1 protein-coding gene is annotated in these 23965 nt (G+C 59.2%); it reads left to right on the top strand.

Going from position 1 to position 23965, the window contains the following annotated elements; all coding sequences use genetic code 11:
- The first annotated feature begins 85 nt into the window (after positions 1-85).
- Complete coding sequence (locus PSI22_RS17390) at positions 86-23959, top strand: non-ribosomal peptide synthase/polyketide synthase (protein ID WP_442316500.1); 23874 nt, start codon at positions 86-88, stop codon at positions 23957-23959.
- Positions 23960-23965 lie beyond the last annotated feature (6 nt).

Genomic DNA, 23965 nt, shown 5'->3' on the forward strand with positions numbered 1-23965 from the left:
CCAAGAACCGTCCCTCGATACTCAATCGATCCACAACCCAGAGGCACAGGCGCTGGGGCTGACATCACACCATCTGGCGTATGTCATCTACACCTCCGGCTCCACGGGTCTACCCAAAGGGGTGGCAATCGCCCACTCCAATACGGTGAATTTCCTCACCTGGGCGCAACGGACTTTCAATCCGGAGGAATTGGCGCATACCCTTTTCGCCACCTCACTGAATTTTGACTTAGCGGTGTACGAATGCTTTGCGCCACTCGTCTCTGGTGGTACGGTTCATCTCGTTCCTGATGCGCTGTCACTGGTCACCACCGAACAGCCCGTCAGCCTGATCAACACCGTGCCGTCAGCCATCGCGCATTTGATCGAGGCTAACGCAGTTCCCGTGACCACCCGGACAGTCAATTTGGCCGGTGAAGCATTGAAACCGCATGTCGTTGAGCATTTGTTTGCCCACGCCTCCATACAGAATGTGTGCAATCTGTATGGCCCCTCTGAGACGACGACTTATTCAACCTGGATACGGATGAACCGGACGGAGGGCTTTGTCAGTCATATCGGCCGCCCGATCGCCAACACCCAGATCTATATTCTCAACCCACATGGTCAGCCTGTACCCCTTGGTGTGGCTGGCGAAATCCATATCGCCGGTGCCGGCGTGGCCCGCGGCTACCTGAACCGTCCTGAACTGACTGCCGAGCGCTTTCTTACTGATCCGTTCTCCGCCGATCCGGATGCCCGGATGTACAAGACCGGCGACCTCGGCCGCTGGCACCCCGACGGCAATATCGAGTATCTCGGCCGCAATGATTTTCAGGTCAAACTACGCGGCTTCCGTATCGAACTTGGTGAGATCGAGGCGCAACTGATGCAATGTCGCGGCGTACGCGAAGCCGTAGTGCTGGCGCGCGAAGACGAGCCGGGACAGAAACGTCTGATTGCCTATCTGCGGCCTCTGGACGGCGTTGAACTGGTTCCCGCCGAACTGCGTCAGCAACTCGCCCGGCATCTTGCCGAGTACATGTTGCCCAGCGCCTTTATGACGCTCGACGCCTTCCCGCTCACCCCTAATGGCAAACTCGACCGTCAGGCACTCCCTGCTCCCGACTTGTCTGCTGTGGTAGCACGCGGTTATGAAGCCCCGATCGGCGAGGTAGAAACCGCCCTGGCGCAGATCTGGCAAAACCTGTTGGGGCTGGAGCGAGTCGGCCGTCACGACCACTTCTTTGAACTCGGCGGCCATTCGCTGATGATCGTCGGTCTGATCGAACAGCTATACGACTTTGGTTGGCGACTTGATGTCCGCAGTGTGTTCGCCGCGCCCGTTCTCACTGAAATGGCGCAGGCTATTCAGAGTGACGCCAGTGCCTTCGTAGTACCGCCTAACCGTATCCCCGAAGGCTGTACCGTCCTCACCCCCGACATGCTATCTCTGGTCTCGCTATCTCAGGCCGAGATTGAGGCCATCGTCGAAGCAACTCCCGGCGGAGCAAGCAATGTGCAGGATATCTATCCGCTGGCACCGTTGCAGGAAGGTATCCTGTTCCATCATCTGTTGCAGGCGCAAGGCGATACCTATTTGTTGCAGAGCCTGATTGCCTTTAACACCCGCGAGCATCTTGATACTTTCCTGTCCGCCTTGCAGCAGGTCATTGACCGCCACGATATCCTGCGCACCGCCGCCTGCTGGCAGGGGTTGGCGCAGCCGGTTCAGGTGGTCTGGCGTCAGGCGCCACTGTGTGTCAATCACTTTACCCCGGCCACAGCGGACGATATTCCGGCTCAGTTATTAGCCCACACTGATCCGCGCCGGCACCGTCTCGACCTGAGCCGTGCACCGCTGTTCACCGCCGACATCGCCCACGATCCGGCACAGGATGAATGGCTGCTGGCGCTGCGCTTCCACCATCTGGTCAGCGACCATATGACACTGGAACTGATTTTCGCGGAGATTGCCCAAATTCAGCAGGGGCATGCCGAGTCGCTGCCCGCCGCACTGCCCTACCGCAACTTTATCGCCCAGACTCTGAGCGTACCGGCCACAGTGCATGAGGCCTACTTCCGTGACCAACTCGCTGACGTTGATGCACCGACGGCACCGTTCGGCGTACTCACCCTGCCGGGCAATGATGAACCCATCGCCGAAGCCCATCTCCCGCTCGCCCCCGCTCTGGCAGAAGCTATCCATGCCCAGGCTCGTCGTCTGGGGGTCAGTCCGGGTGTGCTGTTCCATGTGGCCTGGGCTCAGGTACTGGCGCAAACCAGCGGCCGCGACGACGTAGTCTTTGGCTCTGTGCTGCTGGGCCGTCTACAAGGAGTCGCGGGCGCTGCCCGAATATTAGGCATGTTTATCAATACCCTGCCGGTGCGAGTTTCTCTGGCCGGTCGCAGCGTGCAAGAGGTGGTGCAGGCCACTTATCGCAGTCTGACAACGCTGCTGGAACACGAACAGGCACCATTAGCACTGGCGCAACGCTGTAGCAGTGTGGCCCAGCCGATGCCGCTGTTCAGTACCTTGCTTAACTACCGTCACAGCCAAACCAGTGAAGCCAACGCGGTTGAGACGACCCGGGCAGGTATGCGTATCGTCGCCACAGAGGAACGAACCAACTATCCGCTCACCCTATCGGTCGATGATCTGGGAACCGGTTTCCGTCTGACCGCCCAGACGGTGGCGGGAATCGATCCAACCCGCGTCACCGCCTATCTCGCCACGGCCATCAGCGGCTTAGTTGATGCCCTGGCACATAACCCGCAACGATTGATCCGGAATGTGCCGATCTTGCCGCCGACAGAGCGGCAACAACTGCTGGTGGAGTTCAACGCCACCCAGTCGGACTTCCCGCAGGACGCGCTGATCCACCAATTGTTTGAGGCTCAGGCGGCGCACCATCCCGATGCCACCGCCGTGGTATTTGAAGGTCAATCGCTGAGTTATCACGAACTGAACCACCGCGCCAATCGCCTGGCTCATCATTTGATCGCACTGGGCGTGCGTCCGGATGATCGGGTGGCGATTTGTGTCGAACGCAGTCTGGAACTGTTGATCGGCTTGCTCGGTATCCTCAAGGCGGGCGGTGCCTATGTGCCGCTCGATCCGGCTTATCCGGCCGAGCGGCTGGCCTATATGCTTAATGACGCCGCACCCGTGGCCTTGCTGACCCAAACGACACAGGTCGACAAGCTGATCCATCATATCCCCACAGTGGTACTCGACGCCCAAGAATCGGCTATAGCAGCACAATCGACCCACAATCCGGACGCTCAGGCACTGGGGCTGACGTCACGCCATCTGGCGTATGTGATCTACACCTCCGGCTCCACCGGGCTGCCCAAGGGAGTGATGGTCGAACACCGCAGTATCAATCGGCTGGTCATCAATAATCCCTATGCAGACATCGGTTCGGACGACTGTGTTGCCCATTGTGCCAATATTGCCTTTGATGCATCAACATGGGAGATCTGGTCTGCCCTGCTGAACGGCGGGTGCCTGCATGTAGTTTCACCATCAGCGCTGCTCGATCCGGTACGTTTCCGCGATTCGCTGGTCAAAGGACAAGTCACCGCTCTCTGGTTGACGGCCGGCTTGTTTAACGAATATCTCGGCGATCTTGAACCCCTGTTTGGACAATTGCGTTACCTGCTTATCGGCGGCGATGTACTCGACCCGCGGAAGATCCAACGTGCACAGTTGGCTGAGTTTCAGCCGGCACACTTGATCAACGGCTATGGCCCCACGGAAACCACGACGTTTGCCACAACCTATACCATGACCTCACCCGTCGATGTGACTCGTCCCATTCCTATCGGCTGTCCAATCGCCAATACCCAAATCTATCTCCTCGACCCGTATGGTCAGCCCGTTCCCCTCGGTGTCGCCGGCGAAATTTATATTGCTGGTGCCGGCGTTGCCCGCGGCTACCTGAACCGCCCTGAACTGACTGCCGAGCGCTTTCTGGCCGATCCGTTCTCTTCAGACCCCGACGCCCGTATGTACAAGACCGGCGATCTCGGCTACTGGCGACCCGACGGCAATCTCGAATACCTCGGCCGCAATGATCTTCAAGTTAAACTGCGCGGCTTCCGTATCGAACTCGGTGAAATCGAAGCCCGGCTGGTGCAATGCCACGGCGTGCGCGAAGCGGTGGTTGTGGCCCGTGAAGACGAACCGGGTCACAAGCGTCTGGTTGCCTATCTGCTACCTCAAGTCGGCGTTGAACTGGTGCCGGCCGAACTGCGCCAGCAGCTTGCCCAACACTTCGCCGAGTACATGCAGCCCAGCGCCTTTATGACGCTCGACGCCTTCCCGTTGACCCCCAACGGCAAACTCGACCGTCAGGCACTTCCTGCCCCCGATCTGTCTGCCATAGTGACACGCAGCTACGAAGCTCCAGTCGGTGAAATAGAAATCGCACTGGCTCAGATCTGGCAAGACCTGCTGAAACTGGAACAGGTCGGCCGTCACGACCACTTCTTTGAACTCGGCGGTCATTCACTGCTTGCCGTCCAACTCGCCGCGCGCGTACGCCAGCAACTGGCACGGAAGTTATCATTGCCGCAACTCTTTGCCCAACCTCTCCTGACAGATCTGGCTAAAACGCTCGCTGATGCTTCGGCAATCGCTCAGGTTGTTATTCCAGCCGCCGATCGCAGCCAGCCGCTCACCCTGTCCTTCGCCCAGCAGCGGTTGTGGTTCCTCGGCCAGCTCGATCCCGCCGCCAGCCTGGCCTACCATATTCCGATGGCGTTGCGCCTCACCGGCAAACTTGACCGCCACTTGCTGACCCGCGCGCTCGATCGTCTGGTCGCCCGGCACGAAAGCCTGCGCACCCGCTTCGTATTGATCGAAGGCCAACCCTGCCAGCACATCGATCCCGCCGATATCGGCTTTACCCTGTCTTGCCAAGATCTGCGCCCGTTGGATCTGACGGTGCGTGCGAATCGGGTCGCCGAGCTTACCGCCCTCGAAACCCAGACCCCCTTTGACTTTGTACGGGGGCCACTCATTCGCGGTCAACTGCTGCAACTGACGGACGAAGAGCATATATTGCTGCTCACCCAGCATCACATTATCGCTGACGGCTGGTCCATTGGCGTCCTGATGCACGAACTGGACGCGCTCTACCGCGCCGCCCTCGACGGCCACGATGATCCCCTGCCACCGCTATCTCTCCAGTACGCCGACTATGCCGTCTGGCAGCGTGACTGGCTGCAAGGCGCTGTCCTCACTGAACAGCGTGATTTCTGGTACAGCCAACTCCAAGGTGCCCCGGCCTTGCTGGCACTCCCCACCGATCGGCCACGCCCATCGGTGCAAACCTATGCCGGCAACCGGATACCTATTCAGCTCGATACCGCCCTGCTGGCATCACTCAAGAAACTCGGACAGCGCCATAACACCACCCTGTTTATGACCATGCTGGCCGCCTGGAGTATCGTCCTCACCCGGCTTAGTGGACAGGACGATATTGTCATCGGCACTCCGGTCGCCAACCGCCCACACACGGAGTTGGAAAACCTGATCGGTTTCTTTGTCAATACCCTGGCCTTGCGCGTCACGCCGGGTGAGGTGCCCCGGGTAGCTGATCTGCTCGCGCAGGTTCGTGAACGGGCGCTTGCTGCCTATGCTCATCAGGATCTGCCCTTCGAGCAGGTGGTGGAAGCGTTACAGCCCGAGCGCAGCCTGAGCTACAGTCCGGTCTTCCAAGTGATGCTGGCCTTGAACAATACCCCGCCCCAAAACCTGGCATTGCCCGGACTGCAACTCGCTCCCGTTGAGCAGGTGCGCCATAGCGCTCATTTCGATCTGACGTTATCGCTGACCGAAACTGAGGCCGGTCTGGTTGGTGATCTGGAATATTCTACCGACCTGTTCGACTCTGCGACCATTGAGCGCATCGTCGGTTATTTGGAGAATGTGCTGACGGCGATGGCCGCCGATGCGACACAAACTGTTGCGGGTCTGCCGATGCTGCCAGCCTCGGAGCGGCAACTGTTGCTGACCGATTTCAATGCCACCCAAGCGGATTTCCCGCAGGATGCCTTGATCCACCAATTATTCGAAGCCCAAGCGGCACACTCCCCTGATGCCACCGCCGTGGTATTTGAAGATCAATCGCTGAGTTATCACGAGTTGAACCACCGCGCCAACCGCCTGGCTCATCATTTGATCACGCTGGGCGTGCGCCCGGATGATCGGGTGGCGATTTGTGTCGAACGCAGCCCGGAGCAGGTGATAGGCTTACTCGCTATCCTCAAGGCGGGTGGTGCCTATGTCCCGCTCGATCCAACCTATCCGGCCGAACGGCTGGCCTATATGCTTGATGACGCCGCACCCGTGGCCCTACTGACTCAGACAGCACAGGTTGACACGCTGGTCAGCCCCGTGCCTACGGTCATGCTCGACGCACTCGCGCCATCTCTGGCAACGCAACCGACTCATAACCCGGATGCTCAGGCACTGGGGCTGACGTCACGCCATTTGGCGTATGTCATCTACACCTCCGGCTCGACCGGACAGCCCAAAGGCGTCATGGTCGAGCATCGCGGCCTGAGCAACCTGATCGCCACTCAGCAGGACACTCTGGCGATCAATCCCAGCAGCCGTATCCTGCAATTTGCCTCAAACAGCTTCGACGCCGGTATCTGGGAATGTTGTATGGCACTTCTGGCAGGCGCCAGCCTCCATCTTGCCCAGCGAACTCACCTCCTGCCTGGCACTGCCCTGTTAGAGACGTTAGAGGCTCATGCCATTACCCATGTGCTGCTGTCACCAACCGCGTTGGCGGCACTGGATGCAGTCCCTGTGACATTGCAGACCCTGATCGTGGGAGGTGAAGCCTGCCCACCTTCGCTGGTCAAACGTTGGGCTACCGGTCGGCGTATGGTCAATGCCTATGGACCGACTGAAAGTACGGTCTGTGCGGCCATTTATCTGTGCGATAACCAAGAAGAAGGGGCACCGCCTATCGGCCGCCCGATCGCCAACACCCGGATCTATATTCTCGATCCCTACGGTCAACCCGTTCCCCTCGGTGTGGCCGGCGAAATCTATATCGCCGGCGCCGGCGTGGCCCGCGGTTACCTGAACCGACCTGAACTCACAGCCGAGCGTTTCCCTGCCGATCCGTTCTCTTCCGATCCGGATGCCCGCATGTACAAGACTGGCGACCTCGGCCGTTGGCGCTCCGACGGTAATCTCGAATACCTCGGCCGTAATGACTTTCAGGTCAAACTGCGCGGCTTCCGTATTGAGCTTGGCGAAATCGAGACGCAACTGATGCAATGTGACGGTGTGCGCGAGGCGGTGGTGCTGGCACGCGAAGACGATCCTGGCCACCCGCGTCTGGTCGCTTATATGCAGCCTCAGGCCGGCGCTGAACTGGTTCCCGCCGAACTGCGTCAGCAACTCGCCCAACACCTCGCCGAGTATATGCTGCCCAGCGCCTTTATGACGCTCGACGCTTTCCCGCTCACCCCCAACGGCAAACTCGACCGTCAGGCGCTCCCCGCCCCCGACGCATCCGCCGTGGTGACACGCGGCTATGAAGCCCCGGTCGGTGAGGCGGAAACCATATTGGCGCAAATCTGGCAAGACCTGTTGGGACTGGAACGGGTCGGCCGTCACGACCACTTCTTTGAACTCGGCGGCCATTCACTGATGATCGTCAGTCTGATCGAGCGGCTACGCGGCTTCGGTCGGCGGCTTGAAGTTCGCAGTGTGTTCTCCGCTCCCGTTCTTACTGAAATTGCGCAGTCCATCCAAGATAATACCGACGCTTTTGCAGTGCCGCCCAACCGTATCCCCGAAAATTGTACCGCCCTTACCCCCGACATGTTGTCCCTGATCTCGCTGTCTCAGGCCGAGATTGATGCTATCGTCGGGGCCACTCCCGGCGGGGCGAGCAATGTGCAGGATATCTATCCGCTGGCACCGTTGCAGGAAGGTATCCTGTTCCATCATCTGTTGCAGGCGCAAGGCGATACCTATTTGTTGCAGAGCCTGATTGCCTTTAACACCCGCGAGCATCTTGATACTTTCCTGTCCGCCTTGCAGCAGGTCATTGACCGCCACGATATCCTGCGCACCGCCGCCTGCTGGCAGGGGTTGGCGCAGCCGGTTCAGGTGGTCTGGCGTCAGGCGCCGCTGTGTGTCAATCACTTCACGCCGGCCACGGCAGACGATGTCCCAGCCCAGTTATTAACTCATACCGATCCGTGCAAACATCGTCTCGACCTGAGCCGAGCGCCATTATTCGCTGCCGATATCGCCCACGATCCGGCACAAGATGAATGGCTGCTGGCCTTGCGCTTCCACCATCTGGTCAGCGACCATATGACGCTGGAGTTGATTTTCGCCGAGATTGCCCAAGTTCAACAGGGGCATGCCGAGTCGCTGCCCGCCGCACTGCCCTACCGCAACTTTATCGCCCAGACCCTGAGTGTGCCGGCCGCAACGCATGAGGCCTATTTCCGTACCCAACTCGCTGACGTTGACACACCGACGGCGCCGTTTGGCGTGCTCACGATGTCGGGCGATAACGAATCCATCGCCGAAGCCCGTCTCCCGCTCCCCCTCGCTCTGGCAGAGGCCATCCGCGCTCAGGCGCGCCGTCTGCGGGTCAGTCCGGGCGTGCTGTTCCATGTGGCCTGGGCTCAGGTGTTGGCACAGACCAGCGGCCATGACGATGTCGTCTTCGGCTCTGTGCTGCTGGGTCGTCTACAGGGGGTTGCGGGCGCTGACCAAATATTGGGGATGTTCATCAATACCCTGCCGGTACGGGTTTCTCTGGCCGGCCGTAGTGTGCAGGAAGTGGTACAGGCCACCTATCGCAATCTGACGACCTTGCTGGAGCACGAGCAGGCACCGCTGGCGCTGGCACAACGTTGTAGCGGCGTGGCACAATCACTGCCGCTGTTCAGTACCTTGCTTAATTACCGTCATAGCCAAACCAGCGGGGCAGACGCAGTTGATATACCCCAGACAGGTATGCATATCGTCGCTACAGGAGAGCGAACTAACTATCCGCTCACCCTGTCGGTAGATGATCTGGGAACCGATTTCCACCTGACCACTCTGACCGTGGCCGGGATCGATCCGGCTCGCGTAACCGCCTATCTGGTTACCGCCATCAGCGGCCTGGTCGATGCCTTGGTTCGCGACCCTCAACGATTGATTCGGGATGTGCCGATCTTACCGCCGCAAGAACGACAACAACTGCTGGTGGAGTTCAATGCCACCCAGACAGACTTCCCGCAGGATGCGCTGATCCACCAATTATTCGAGGCTCAGGCGGCGCACCGTCCCGACGCCATCGCCGTGGTGTTTGAAGGTCAATCGCTGAGTTATCACGAACTGAACCGCCGCGCCAATCGTCTGGCTCATCATCTGATCGCGCTGGGTGTGCGTCCGGATGATCGGGTGGCGATTTGTGTCGAACGTAGCCTGGATCTGGTCGTGGGTCTGCTCGGTATTCTCAAGGCCGGCGGTGCCTATGTGCCGCTCGATCCGGCTTATCCGGCCGAGCGACTGGCCTATATGCTTGACGACGCGGCACCAGTGGCCTTGCTGACCCAAACAGCATTGACCGACACACTGGTCAGCGCCATACCCACGATCGTACTCGACAGTTCAGAACCGCTCCTGATGACGCAACCGGCTCACAATCCGGACGCTCAGTCACTGGGGCTGACGTCACGCCATCTGGCCTATATCATTTATACCTCCGGCTCCACCGGGCTGCCCAAGGGGGTGATGGTTGAGCACCGCAGTATTAATCGGCTGGTTATCAATAATCCCTATGCAGACATCGGTTCGGACGACTGTGTTGCCCACTGTGCCAATATTGCCTTTGATGCATCAACATGGGAGATCTGGTCTGCCCTGCTGAACGGCGGGCGCCTGCATGTAGTTGCACCTTCAGCGCTGCTCGATCCGGTACGTTTCCGCGATTCGCTGGTCAAAGGACAAGTCACCGCCCTCTGGTTAACAGCCGGCTTGTTTAACGAATATCTCGGCGATCTTGAACCCCTGTTTGGACAATTGCGTTACCTGCTTATCGGCGGCGATGTACTCGACCCGCGGAAGATCCAGCGTGCACAGTTGGCTGAGTGTCAGCCAGCACACCTGATCAACGGCTATGGCCCAACGGAAACTACGACGTTTGCCGCAACCTACACCATGACCTCACCCGTCGATGTGACTCGTCCCATCCCTATCGGCCGTCCAATCGCCAATACCCAAATCTATCTCCTCGACCCGCAGGGTCAACCCGTTCCCCTCGGTGTCGCCGGCGAAATTTATATTGCCGGGGCCGGCGTTGCCCGCGGCTACCTGAACCGCCCTGAACTGACGGCCGAGCGCTTTCTGGCCGATCCGTTCTCTTCAGATCCCGACGCCCGTATGTACAAGACCGGCGATCTCGGCTACTGGCGACCCGACGGCAATCTCGAATACCTCGGCCGCAATGACTTTCAGGTTAAACTGCGTGGCTTCCGTATCGAACTGGGCGAAATTGAAGCTCGATTAATGCAATGCCCCGGCGTGCGCGAAGCCGTGGTGCTGGCGCGCGAAGATGAATCCGGTCACAAGCGACTGATCGCCTATCTGCTGCCCCAGACCGGCATTGAACTGGTGCCGGCCGAACTGCGTCAGCAACTCGCCCAACACCTCGCCGAGTATATGCTGCCCAGCGCCTTTATGGTGCTCGACTCCTTCCCGCTCACCCCCAACGGCAAACTTGACCGTCAGGCACTTCCTGCCCCTGACGCATCCGCCGTGGTGACACGCGGCTATGAAGCCCCGCTCGGTGAAATAGAAATCGCGCTGGCTCAGATCTGGCAAGACTTGCTGAGACTGGAACAGATCGGCCGTCACGACCATTTCTTTGAACTCGGCGGTCATTCGCTGCTTGCCGTCCAACTGGTGGCACGCGTACGTCAGGATCTGGCGCGGGAGTTACCGCTACAGCAACTGTTTGACCTGCCTCTTCTGGCGGATTTGGCTCAAGCACTCAGCGGGGCTTTGGCAACCGCTCAGATCGTCATCCCCGCCGCCGATCGCAGTCGGCTGCTACCGTTATCTTTCGCCCAGCAGCGGCTGTGGTTCCTTGGTCAGCTCGATCCGGCCGCCAGTCTGGCCTACCATATCCCGGTAGCGCTGCGCCTCACCGGCCAACTTGACCGCCACGCGCTGATCACCGCGCTCGATCGTCTGGTTGCCCGGCATGAAAGCCTGCGTACCCGCTTTGTCCTAGTCGAGGGCCAACCCTGCCAGCATATCGATCCCGCTGACATCGGCTTTGCCCTGTCCTGTCAGGATCTGCGCCTGCTGGAACCTGCGGCACACACCAACCGTATCACCGATCTCGCTGCCCGCGAAGCGCAGGCACCCTTTGACTTTATCCAAGGACCATTGATTCGCGGTCAACTGCTGCAATTGACAGATGAAGCGCATATGTTGCTGCTTACCCAGCATCACATCATCGCTGACGGCTGGTCCATCGGAGTGCTAGTGCATGAATTGGGCACCCTCTACCGCGCCGCTCTCGACGGCCACAGTGATCCCCTGCCGCCGCTGTCTCTCCAGTACGCCGACTATGCCATCTGGCAGCGCAACTGGCTGCAAGCAACGGCCCTCACTGAGCAGCGTGACTTCTGGTGCGCGCAACTCCAGAACGCCCCGGCCTTGCTAGTACTCCCCACCGACCGGCCACGCCCACCGGTGCAGACCTATGCCGGCGGCCGGGTATCCTTCCAGCTCGATACCGCCTTGTTGGCATCACTCAAGGGGCTTGGACAACGCCATAACACCACCCTGTTTATGACTGTGCTGTCTGCCTGGAGCATCGTCCTCGCCCGGCTGAGTGGTCAGGATGATATTGTTATCGGTACCCCGGTCGCCAACCGCCCACACCCGGAGTTGGAAAACCTGATCGGTTTCTTTGTTAATACTCTGGCCTTACGCGTTACCCCGGGTGATGCGCCCCGGGTAGCTGATCTGCTCGCACAGGTTCGTGAACGGGCGCTTGCCGCCTATACCCATCAGGATCTGCCCTTCGAGCAGGTAGTGGAAGCATTGCAGCCCGACCGCAGCCTGAGCTACAGCCCGGTCTTTCAGGTGATGCTGGTCTTAAACAACATGCCGGCTGAGAACCTCGTATTACCCGATCTGCAACTCTCTTGGGTTGAACAGGCACACCATAGTGCGCACTTCGACCTGACGTTGTCGCTGACTGAAACCGAGGCGGGTCTGGCGGGTGATCTGGTATATGCCGCCGATCTGTTCGACCCCGCGACCGTTGAGCGCATGGTCAGCTATCTGGAAAATGTGCTGACGGCGATGGTAGCCGATGCGACACAAACGGTTGCAGGTCTACCGATGCTATCGGCCTCGGAGCGGCAACTGTTGCTGACCGATTTCAATGCCACCCAAGCGGATTTCCCGCAGGACGTACTGATTCACCAACTGTTCGAGGCTCAGGCGGCACACAATCCCGACGCAACGGCCATAATATGTGGTGAGCAAGCACTCAGTTATGACGAACTGAACCGCCGCGCCAATCGTCTGGCTCATCATCTGCTCGCCCAGGGCGTACACCCGGACGATCGGGTGGCGATTTGTCTGGAACGCAGCCCGGAGATGGTGGTGGGCCTGCTCGCTATTCTCAAAGCAGGCGGCGCTTATGTGCCGCTCGATCCAGCTTATCCGGCCGAACGGCTGGCCTATATGCTTGATGACGCGGCTCCCGTAGTGTTGCTCACCCAGACGGCGTGGATCAACACACTGGCCAGCCTCATCCCCACGATCGTACTCGATACCCAAGACGCGTCCCTGATGGCGCAACCGGATCATAATCCGGATACACAGGCACTGGGGCTGACGTCACGCCATCTGGCCTATGTGATCTATACCTCAGGCTCCACCGGACTGCCCAAAGGGGTGGCGATCACTCACCGCAATACCGTGAATTTCCTCACCTGGGCGCAACGGACTTTCAGCCCGGAGGAGTTGGCGCATACCCTTTTTGCCACCTCACTTAATTTTGATCTGGCGGTGTATGAATGCTTTACGCCGCTGCTCTCTGGCGGCACCGTTCACCTTGTCCCCAATGTGCTGTCATTGCTTACAACAGAACAGTCGGTCAGCCTGATCAACACGGTGCCGTCAGCCATCGCACACTTGATTGAATCTGATGCAATCCCCATGACCACCCGGACGGTCAATTTGGCCGGCGAGGCATTGAAACCGCACGTCATTGAGCATTTGTTTGCCCGTGAATCCATACAGAATGTGTGTAATCTGTATGGTCCCTCTGAGACGACGACCTATTCAACCTGGGTACGGATGAGCCGGGCGGAGGGCTTTGTCAGTCATATCGGCCGCCCGATCGCCAATACCCAGATCTATATTCTCGACTCGCTGGGTCATCCTGTTCCCCTCGGTGTGACCGGCGAAATTCATATCGCCGGTGCCGGCGTTGCCCGCGGCTACCTGAACCGCCCCGAACTGACTGCCGAACATTTCCTTGCCGATCCGTTCTCCGCCGATCCGGACGCTCGTATGTACAAGACCGGCGACCTCGGCCGCTGGCGCTCCGATGGCAATATCGACTATCTCGGCCGCAATGACTTTCAGGTCAAACTGCGTGGCTTCCGCATTGAGCTTGGCGAAATCGAGGTGCAACTGATGCAATGTCGCGGTGTGCGCGAAGCGGTGGTACTGGCGCGTGAAGACGAGCCGGGCCAGAAACGTCTGGTCGCCTATCTGCGGCCTCTGGACGGCGTTGAGCTGGTTCCCGCTGAACTGCGTCAACAGCTTGCCCAGCGCCTCGCCGAGTATATGCTGCCCAGCGCCTTTATGACGCTCGACGCCTTCCCGCTCACCCCCAATGGCAAACTCGATCGTCAGGCACTTCCTGCCCCCGACGCGTCCGCCGTGGTCGCCCGCGGCTACGAAACCCCGGTCGGTGAGGCGGAAGCCATTCTGGCGCAGATCTGGCAAGACCTGTTGGGGCTGGAACGAGTCGGCCGTTACGACCATTTCTTTGAACTCGGCGGCCATTCGCTGATGATCGTCAGTCTGATCGAACGGCTACGCGGCTGCGGCTGGTTACTTGAAGTTCGCAGCGTGTTCGCCGCGCCTGTTCTGGCTGAAATGGCGCAGTCCATCCAAGATGATGCCAGCGCCTTTGTGGTGCCCCCCAACCGTATTCCCGAAGATTGCACCGCCCTCACCCCCGACATGCTGACCTTGCTGTCCTTGTCTCAGACTGAGATTGAGGCCATCGTCAAGGCAACTCCCGGTGGAGCGAGCAATGTGCAGGATATCTATCCATTAGCACCGTTGCAGGAAGGTATCCTGTTCCATCATCTGTTGCAGACTCAAGGTGATACTTATCTGTTACAGAGCCTGCTCGCCTTTGACAGCCGCAAGCATCTCGATACTTTTCTGGCCGCCCTGCAACAGGTCATCGACCGCCACGATATCCTGCGCACCGCCGCCTGCTGGCAAGGACTGGCGCAGCCGGTTCAGGTGGTCTGGCGTCAGGCACCGCTGTGTATCAACAGCTTTATCCCCGCTACGGCGGACGATATCCCGGCTCAGTTATTAGCTCACACTGATCCGCGCCGACATCGCCTCGACCTGAGCCGCGCGCCGCTGTTCGCCGCCGACATCGCCCACGATCCGGCACAGGATGAATGGCTGCTGGCCCTGCGTTTCCACCATTTGGTCAGTGACCATATGACGCTGGCGCTGATTTTCACTGAGATTGCCCAAATTCAGCAGGGGAATGCCGAGACGCTGCCCGCCGCACTGCCCTATCGCAACTTTATCGCCCAGACCCTGAGCGTGCCGGCCGCAACACACGAAGCCTACTTCCGTGACCAACTCGCTGATGTTAATGCACCGACCGCGCCGTTCGGCGTGCTCACCCTGCCGGGCAATGATGAACCTATCACCGAAGCCCAACTCCCGCTCGCCCCCGCTCTGGCTGAAGCTATCCGTGCCGCAGCCCGTCGTCTGGGAGTCAGCCCGGGCGTACTGTTCCATGTGGCCTGGGCTCAGGTGCTGGCACAGACCAGCGGTCACGACGATGTGGTCTTTGGCTCCGTGCTGCTGGGCCGCCTACAAGGGGGCGCAGGTGCCGACCGAATACTGGGTATGTTTATCAATACCCTACCGGTGCGAGTCTCTCTGGCTGGCCGCAGTGTGCAGGAAGTAGTACAGGACACCTACCGCAGTCTGACGGCCTTGCTGGAGCACGAACAGGCACCGTTGGCGCTGGCACAGCGCTGTAGCGGCATGGCGCAGTCGATACCGCTGTTCAGTGCTTTGCTCAATTATCGTCACAGCCAGACCAGCGAGCCCGACGCGGTTAACACGACTTGGGCAGGTATGCGCATCGTCGCCACAGGGGAGCGAACCAACTATCCGCTTACCCTGTCGGTAGATGATCTGGGAACCGGTTTCCATCTGACTGCTCAGGCTGTGACCGGGATCGATCCGACCCGCGTAACCGCCTATCTGGTTACCGCCATCAGCGGTCTGGTCGATGCCCTGATTCGCGACCCGCAACAGTTGATTCAGAATGTCCCCATCTTACCGCCGACAGAGCGGCAACAACTGCTGGTGGACTTCAACGCGACTCAGGCAGACTTCCCGCAGGACGCCCTGATCCACCAATTATTCGAAGTTCAGGCGGCTCGCCATCCCGATGCCATCGCCGTGGTGTTTGAAGGTCAATCGCTGAGTTATCACGAGCTGAACCGCCGCGCCAATCGTCTGGCTCATCATCTGATCACTTTGGGCGTACATCCGGATGATCGGGTGGCGATTTGTGTCGAACGCAGCTTAGAACTGGTGGTTGGCCTGCTCGGTATTCTCAAGGCCGGCGGCGCTTATGTGCCGCTCGATCCAACCTATCCGGCCGAACGGCTGGCCTATATGCTCGATGACGCCGCACCGGTGGCCTTGCTGACCCAAACGACACAGGTCGACAAGCTGACCCATCATATCCCCACAGTGATACTCGACGGCCAAGAACCGGCGATGGCAATACAACCGAGCCACAATCCGGATGCTCAGGCACTGGGGCTGACGTCACGCCATCTGGCGTATGTGATCTACACCTCCGGCTCCACCGGATTACCCAAGGGGGTGATGGTCGAGCACCGCAATGTCCTGCGCCTGATTATCAATAATGGTTTTGCCGATATTGGCCCCGATGACTGTATTGCTCATTGCGCCAATGTTTCATTCGATGCGGCCACCTGGGAGGTGTGGACGGGCTTAGTACATGGTGCACGTATCCTGTTGATCCCGGAAAAAACCTTACTACAACCCGACTATTTTGGTCAGCGCTTAGCATTGGAAGGCGTCAGTGCGCTTTTCCTCACAACTGCGTTGTTCAATCAATACGCGAGTTTGATTGCCTCATCATTGTCGGGTTTACGTTATGTCCTTTTCGGTGGTGAACAGATCGATATCCGTCCTGCGATCCACCTTAGAGCGGATTATCCGCCACAGCATCTGCTGCATGTGTATGGGCCAACAGAGACCACCACCTTCGCCACCGCCTATGAGATTCCATTCACTGACAGCAAATGTAAGACAATTCCCATCGGCCACCCGATTGCTAATACCCAGATCTATATCTTGGATACCCAAGGGCAGCCTGTTCCTCTCGGTGTCACCGGCGAAATCCATATCGCCGGCGCGGGTGTCGCCCGCGGCTACCTGAACCGCCCTGAACTGACTGCCGAACGTTTTCTTACCGATCCCTTCTCTTCAGACCCGGACGCCCGTATGTACAAGACCGGCGACCTCGGCTACTGGCGACCCGATGGCAATCTCGAATACCTCGGCCGCAATGACCTTCAGGTTAAACTACGCGGCTTTCGCATTGAGCTCGGTGAGATCGAAGCCCGGCTGGTGCAATGTCACGGGGTGCGCGAGGCAGTGGTGCTGGCCCGTGAAGACGAACCGGGTCACAAGCGTCTGGTCGCCTATCTGCTACCTCAAGTCGGCGTTGAATTGGTGCCGGCCGAACTGCGTCAGCAACTCGCCCAGCATCTCGCCGAGTATATGCTGCCCAACGCCTTTATGACGCTCGACGCTTTCCCGCTCACCCCTAACGGCAAAATCGACCGTCCGGCATTCCCGGTGCCTGATCAGTCCGCCATCGTGATGCGCGGCTATGCCGACCCGATCGGCGAGACGGAAATCGCTCTGGCGCAGATCTGGCAAGACCTGCTGGGACTGGAGCAGGTCGGCCGTCACGACCATTTCTTTGAACTCGGCGGCCATTCGCTGCTTGCCGTCCAACTGGTGGCACGCGTACGCCAAGATCTGGCGCGGGAGTTGCCTCTACAGCAACTGTTTGACCAGCCCATCCTGATAGATCTGGCCCAAACGCTCAGCGGGGCGGCAACAACTGCTCAGGTCGTTATTCCAGCCGCCGATCGCAGCCAGCCGCTACCGTTGTCTTTCGCCCAGCAGCGATTGTGGTTCCTTGGTCAGCTCGATCCCGCCGCCAGCCTGGCCTACCATATCCCGGTAGCGCTACGCCTCACCGGCCAGCTCGACCGCCACGCACTGACCACTGCACTCGAACGCCTAATTGCCCGGCATGAAAGCCTGCGCACCTGCTTTGTCCTGGTCGATAGCCAACCCTGCCAGCATATCGCTCCCACCGACATCGGCTTTGCCCTGCCCTATCAGGATCTGCGCCCGCTGGAACCCGCGGCGCACACCAACCGTATTGCCGAACTTGCCAGCCTTGAGGCGCAGACACTCTTTGATTTTGCTCAGGGCCCACTGATCCGCGGCCAACTGCTGCAATTGACGGATGAAGCACATTTGTTGCTGCTTACCCTGCATCACATTATTACTGACGGCTGGTCCATCGGTGTGCTGATGCACGAACTGGACACCCTCTACCGCGCCGCTCTCGACGGCCACGGTGATCCCTTACCGCCGCTGCCCATTCAGTACGCCGACTATGCCGTCTGGCAGCGCGACTGGCTGCAAGGAGCCGCCCTCACTGAACAGCGCGACTTCTGGTACGCACAGCTTCAGGACGCCCCGGCTTTATTGACACTCCCCACCGACCGGCCACGCCCGTCGGTGCAGACCTATGCCGGCGGCCGGATCTCCTTCCAGCTCGATACCGCCTTATTGGCGTCGCTCAAGGGGCTCGGACAGCGCCATCACACCACCCTGTTTATGATCGTGCTGGCCGCCTGGAACATCGTCCTCGCCCGGCTGAGTGGTCAGGATGATATCGTTATCGGCACTCCGGTCGCTAACCGCCCGCACCGCGAGCTTGAGAACCTGATCGGTTTCTTCGTCAATACCTTAGCCTTACGCGTCACACTCAGTGACACTACTAGTATAGCCGGGCTGCTCGCGCAGGTTCGGGAGCGGGCGCTCGCCGCTTATGCTCATCAAGATCTGCCCTTTGAGCAGGTGGTAGAAGCGTTACAACCCGAACGCAACCTGAGCTACAGCCCGATCTTCCAAGTGATGCTGGCCTTAAACAACACGCCGGCTCAAAACCTAACATTGCCCGGTCTCCAGCTTGCATCAATTGAACAGATACACCATAGCGCGCACTTCGACCTGACGTTGTCGCTGACTGAAACCGAGTCGGGTCTGGCGGGTGACTTGGAATATGCCGCCGACTTATTCGACTCTGCGACCGTTGAGCGCATAGTCGGCTATCTGGAGAATGTGCTGACGGCAATGGCAGCCGATGCGACGCAGACCATTGCGGCTCTACCGATGCTGTCGGCTCCGGAACGGCAACAGCTGCTGGTGGACTTCAACACCACCCAGACCGACTTCCCACAGGACGCACTGATCCATCAACTGTTCGAAGCTCAGGCGGCACAGCATCCCGATGCCATTGCCGTGGTGTTTGAGGATCAAGTGCTCAGTTATGACGAACTGAACCGTCGCGCCAACCGCCTGGCTCATCATTTGATCGCCCTGGGCGTACGTCCGGACGATCGGGTGGCAATTTGTCTGGAACGCAGTCTGGAATTGGTGGTGGGATTACTCGCTATCCTGAAGGCAGGCGGTGCCTATGTGCCGCTCGATCCGGCCTACCCGACCGAGCGACTAGCGTATATGCTCAATGACGCCGCACCGGTGGTCTTACTCACTCAGGCGGCACAGGTCGGCACACTGGCCAGCACCGTGCCTACGGTCGTACTCGACACCCAAGACCCGTCCCTGATGGCGCAACCGCCTCATAACCCGGATACTCAGGCACTGGGGCTGACGTCACATCATCTGGCGTATGTCATCTACACCTCCGGCTCTACCGGATTACCCAAAGGGGTGATGGTCGAGCACCGCAATGTCCTTCGCCTGATTATCAATAATGGTTTTGCCGACATTGGACCCGATGACTGTATTGCCCATTGTGCCAATATTGCTTTCGACGCATCAACATGGGAAATCTGGTCTGCCCTGCTGAACGGAGGACGTCTGCATGTGGTTTCACCCTCAGTACTACTCGATCCGGTACGTTTCTGCGATTCGCTGGTCAAGGGACAAGTTACCGCCCTCTGGTTGACGGCCGGTTTGTTCAACGAATATCTCAGCGATCTCAAGCCCCTGTTTGGTCAATTACGCTACCTGCTCATCGGCGGCGATGTACTCGACCCGCGGAAGATACGACGTGCACAGTTGGCGGGATCTCAACCGACACACCTGATTAACGGCTATGGTCCAACGGAAACCACCACATTTGCGGCAACCTACGCCATTGCCTCCCCCGTCGATGTGACTCGCTCCATTCCTATTGGCCGTCCGATCGCCAACACTCAGATCTATATTCTTGACCCACAGGGGCAGCCCGTTCCTCTTGGCGTAGCCGGCGAGATCCATATTGCCGGTGCCGGGGTTGCTCGCGGCTACCTGAACCGTCCTGAACTGACTGCCGAGCGCTTCCCTGCCGATCCGTTCTCCGCCGATCCGGATGCCCGCATGTACAGAACCGGCGACCTCGGCCGCTGGCACCCCGACGGCAACATCGACTATCTCGGCCGCAATGATTTTCAGGTTAAACTGCGCGGCTTCCGTATCGAACTCGGCGAAATCGAGGCCCGGCTCACGCAATGTTGCGGCGTACGCGAGGCGGTGGTGCTGGCGCGTGAAGACGAGCCGGGACAGAAACGCCTGATTGCCTATCTGCGACCTCAAGTCGGCGTTGAACTGGTTCCCGCCGAACTGCGTCAGCAACTAGCTCAACACCTCGCCGAATACATGCTGCCCAGCGCCTTTATGACGCTTGATACCTTCCCGCTGACCCCCAACGGCAAACTCGACCGTCAGGCACTTCCCGCCCCTGACTCATCCGCTGTGATCGCACGCGGTTATGAAGCTCCGGTTGGCGAGGCGGAAACCTCTCTGGCGCAGATCTGGCAAGACCTGTTGGGGCTGGAGCAGGTCGGTCGTTACGACCACTTCTTTGAACTCGGCGGCCATTCGCTGATGATCGTCAGTCTGATCGAACGGCTACGTGACCTTGATTGGCGACTCGATGTCCGCAGTGTGTTCGCCGCCCCCGTCCTTGCCGAGATGGCACAGGCTGTTCAGGGCGACGCCGACACCTTTGTCGTACCGCCTAACCGTATTCCTGCGGGCTGTACCGCCCTCACCCCCGACATGCTGCCCTTGATCTCCCTGTCTCAGGCCGAGATTGAGTCCATCGTCGGGACGATCCCCGGCGGGGCAAGCAACGTGCAGGATATCTATCCACTGGCACCGTTGCAGGAGGGTATCCTGTTCCATCACCTGCTACAGGCACAAGGCGATACCTATCTGTTGCAGAGCCTGATCGCTTTCGACACCCGCGAACGCCTCGATACCTTCCTGGCTGCCCTGCAACAGGTTATCGACCGCCACGATATCCTGCGTACCGCTGCCTGCTGGCAAGATCTCACACAACCGGTTCAGGTGGTCTGGCGTCAGGCGCCGCTGGGGATCAATCTCTTCACCCCGGCTACGGCGGACGACGTTCCAGCCCAGTTACGCGCCCACACTGATCCGCATCTGCACCGCCTCAACCTGAGTCGTGCACCGCTGTTCGCCGCCGATATCGCCCACGATCCGGCACAGAATGAATGGCTGCTGGCTCTGCGCTTCCACCATCTGGTCAGCGACCATATGACGCTGGAACTGATTTTCGCTGAGATTGCCCAAATCCAGCAGGGGCACACCGATACGCTGCCTGCGGCACTGCCCTACCGCAATTTTATCGCCCAGACCCTGAACGTGCCGGTGACATCACATGAGGCCTATTTCCGTACCCAGCTCGCTGACGTCGATGCGCCGACCGCTCCGTTCGGCGTGCTCACGATGCCAAGCGATAGCCAGCCTGTTGCCGAAGCCCGTCTCCCGCTCGCTCCCGCCTTGGCGGAGACCATCCGCGTCCAGGCCCGGCGTCTGGGGGTCAGTCCGAGCGTGCTGTTCCATGTGGCCTGGGCTCAGGTGCTGGCTCAGACCAGCGGCCGCGATGACGTGGTCTTTGGCTCCGTGCTGCTGGGTCGCTTGCAAGGGGTCGCGGGCGCTGACCGAATACTGGGGATGTTTATTAATACCCTGCCAATGCGGGTTTCTCTGGCCGACTGCAGCGTGCAGGAAGTGGTGCAGGCCACCTATCGCAGTCTGACGACGCTGCTGGAGCACGAACAGGCACCGTTAGCGCTGGCGCAACGCAGCAGTGGCGTAGCCCAGCCGATGCCGCTGTTCAGTGCCTTGCTTAATTACCGTCATAGTCAAATCGACAAGGCCGACGCAATTGACACGACTTGGGCAGGCATGCGCATCGTGGCAATCGAAGAGCGGACTAACTATCCGCTCACCCTGTCGGTGGATGATCTGGGGGTCGGTTTCCATCTGACCGCCCAGACCGTGGCCGGGATCGATCCGGCTCGCGTAACCGCTTATCTGGCCACCGCCATCAACGGTCTGGTCGATGCCCTGATTCGCGACCCGCAACGGCTGATCCTGCAAGTCCCCATCCTGCCAGCCTCGGAGCAACAACAAATTGTGGTGGACTTCAACGCCACTCAGGCAGACTTCCCACAGGACGCCCTGATCCACCAACTGTTCGAGGCTCAGGCGGCGCACAATCCCGCCGCCACAGCCGTGGTATGCGGAGAACAAGCGCTCAGTTATGGCGAACTGAACCGCCGCGCCAATCGTCTGGCTCATCATCTGATTGCGCTGGGGGTACGTCCGGATGATCGGGTGGCAATTTGCGTTGAACGCAGCCCGGAGATGGTGGTCGGTTTATTGGGTATCCTCAAGGCGGGCGGTGCCTATGTGCCACTCGATCCGGCTTACCCGACCGAACGACTGGCGTATATGCTCAATGACGCGGCACCGGTGGCTTTGCTCACCCAGATGGCGTGGATCGATACGCTGGCCAGCCCTGTGCCTACGGTGGTGCTCGACGCCCAAGAACCGGCTCTGGCAGCACAACTAGCCGACAATCCGGAGTCGCAGACGCTGGGGCTGACGTCACGCCATCTGGCGTATGTGATCTACACTTCCGGTTCTACCGGACTGCCCAAAGGGGTGGCGATCGCCCACTGTAATACCGTGAATTTCCTCACCTGGGCGCAGCGGACTTTCAGCCCAGAGGAATTGGCACATACCCTTTTCGCTACCTCGCTTAATTTTGATTTAGCGGTGTACGAATGCTTTGCGCCACTGGTCTCTGGAGGCACGGTTCATCTCATTCCTGATGCACTGTCACTGATCACCACCGAGCAGCCGGTCAGCCTGATCAACACCGTGCCGTCAGCCATCGCGCACTTGATCGAAGCCAAAGCGGTTCCCATAACCGCCCGGACGGTCAATCTGGCCGGTGAAGCATTGAAACCGCACGTCGTTGAACATTTGTTTGCCCACTCATCCGTACAGGATGTGTGCAATCTGTATGGTCCCTCTGAGACAACAACTTATTCAACCTGGATACGGATGAACCGGGCGGAGGGTTTTGTCAGCCATATCGGCCGGCCGATCGCCAACACTCAGATCTATATTCTCGACTCGCTGGGTCAGCCCGTTCCTCTCGGTGTGGCCGGCGAAATCCATATCGCCGGTGCCGGTGTTGCCCGCGGCTACCTAAACCGCCCTGAACTGACGGCCGAACGCTTCCTCGCCGATCCGTTCTCCCCGACATCGGGCGGCCGCATGTACAAGACCGGCGACCTCGGCCGCTGGCGTCCCGACGGCAACATCGACTATCTCGGCCGCAATGATTTTCAGATCAAACTGCGCGGCTTCCGTATCGAACTCGGTGAGATCGAGACCCAACTGATGCAATGTCACGGCGTGCGCGAAGCAATAGTTCTGACACGTGAAGACGAACCGGGCCACAAGCGTCTAATCGCCTATGTGCGGCCTCAGGACGGTGTTGAACTGGTTCCCGCTGAACTACGCCAACAGCTCGCCCAGCACCTCGCCGAATACATGCTGCCCAGCGCCTTTATGACGCTTGAGTCCTTCCCGCTGACCCCCAACGGCAAACTTGACCGTCAGGCGTTCCCCGCTCCTGATTCGTCCGCTGTGGTGGCACGCGGCTATGAATCCCCACAGGGAAGAATAGAAACGGCCCTGGCGCAGATCTGGCAAGACCTGCTGGAGCTGGTACGTATCGGCCGTCACGACCACTTCTTTGAACTCGGCGGCCACTCACTGATGGTCGTGCAATTGATAACACGTATAAAAGCCAAATTCCTGGTCGATATCCCCCTCACTTCGTTGTTCCTTTCCCCCAAATTAGCGGAACAGGCCAACATCATCTTTTCAGCGCAAATGAATGCGGTCGGGGAAAACGATATTGAATCGATACAAAACTCGCTTGATTTAATGTCAACAGAAGAATTGCTGGCAATGTTAGACGGGGACAATAACCGCGGAGACAATAACCAATGACAAGGA

Origin of the sequence: Xenorhabdus aichiensis, assembly GCF_028598775.1 — a bacterium.
In the GTDB taxonomy this organism is placed as follows: Bacteria; Pseudomonadota; Gammaproteobacteria; order Enterobacterales; family Enterobacteriaceae; genus Xenorhabdus; species Xenorhabdus bovienii.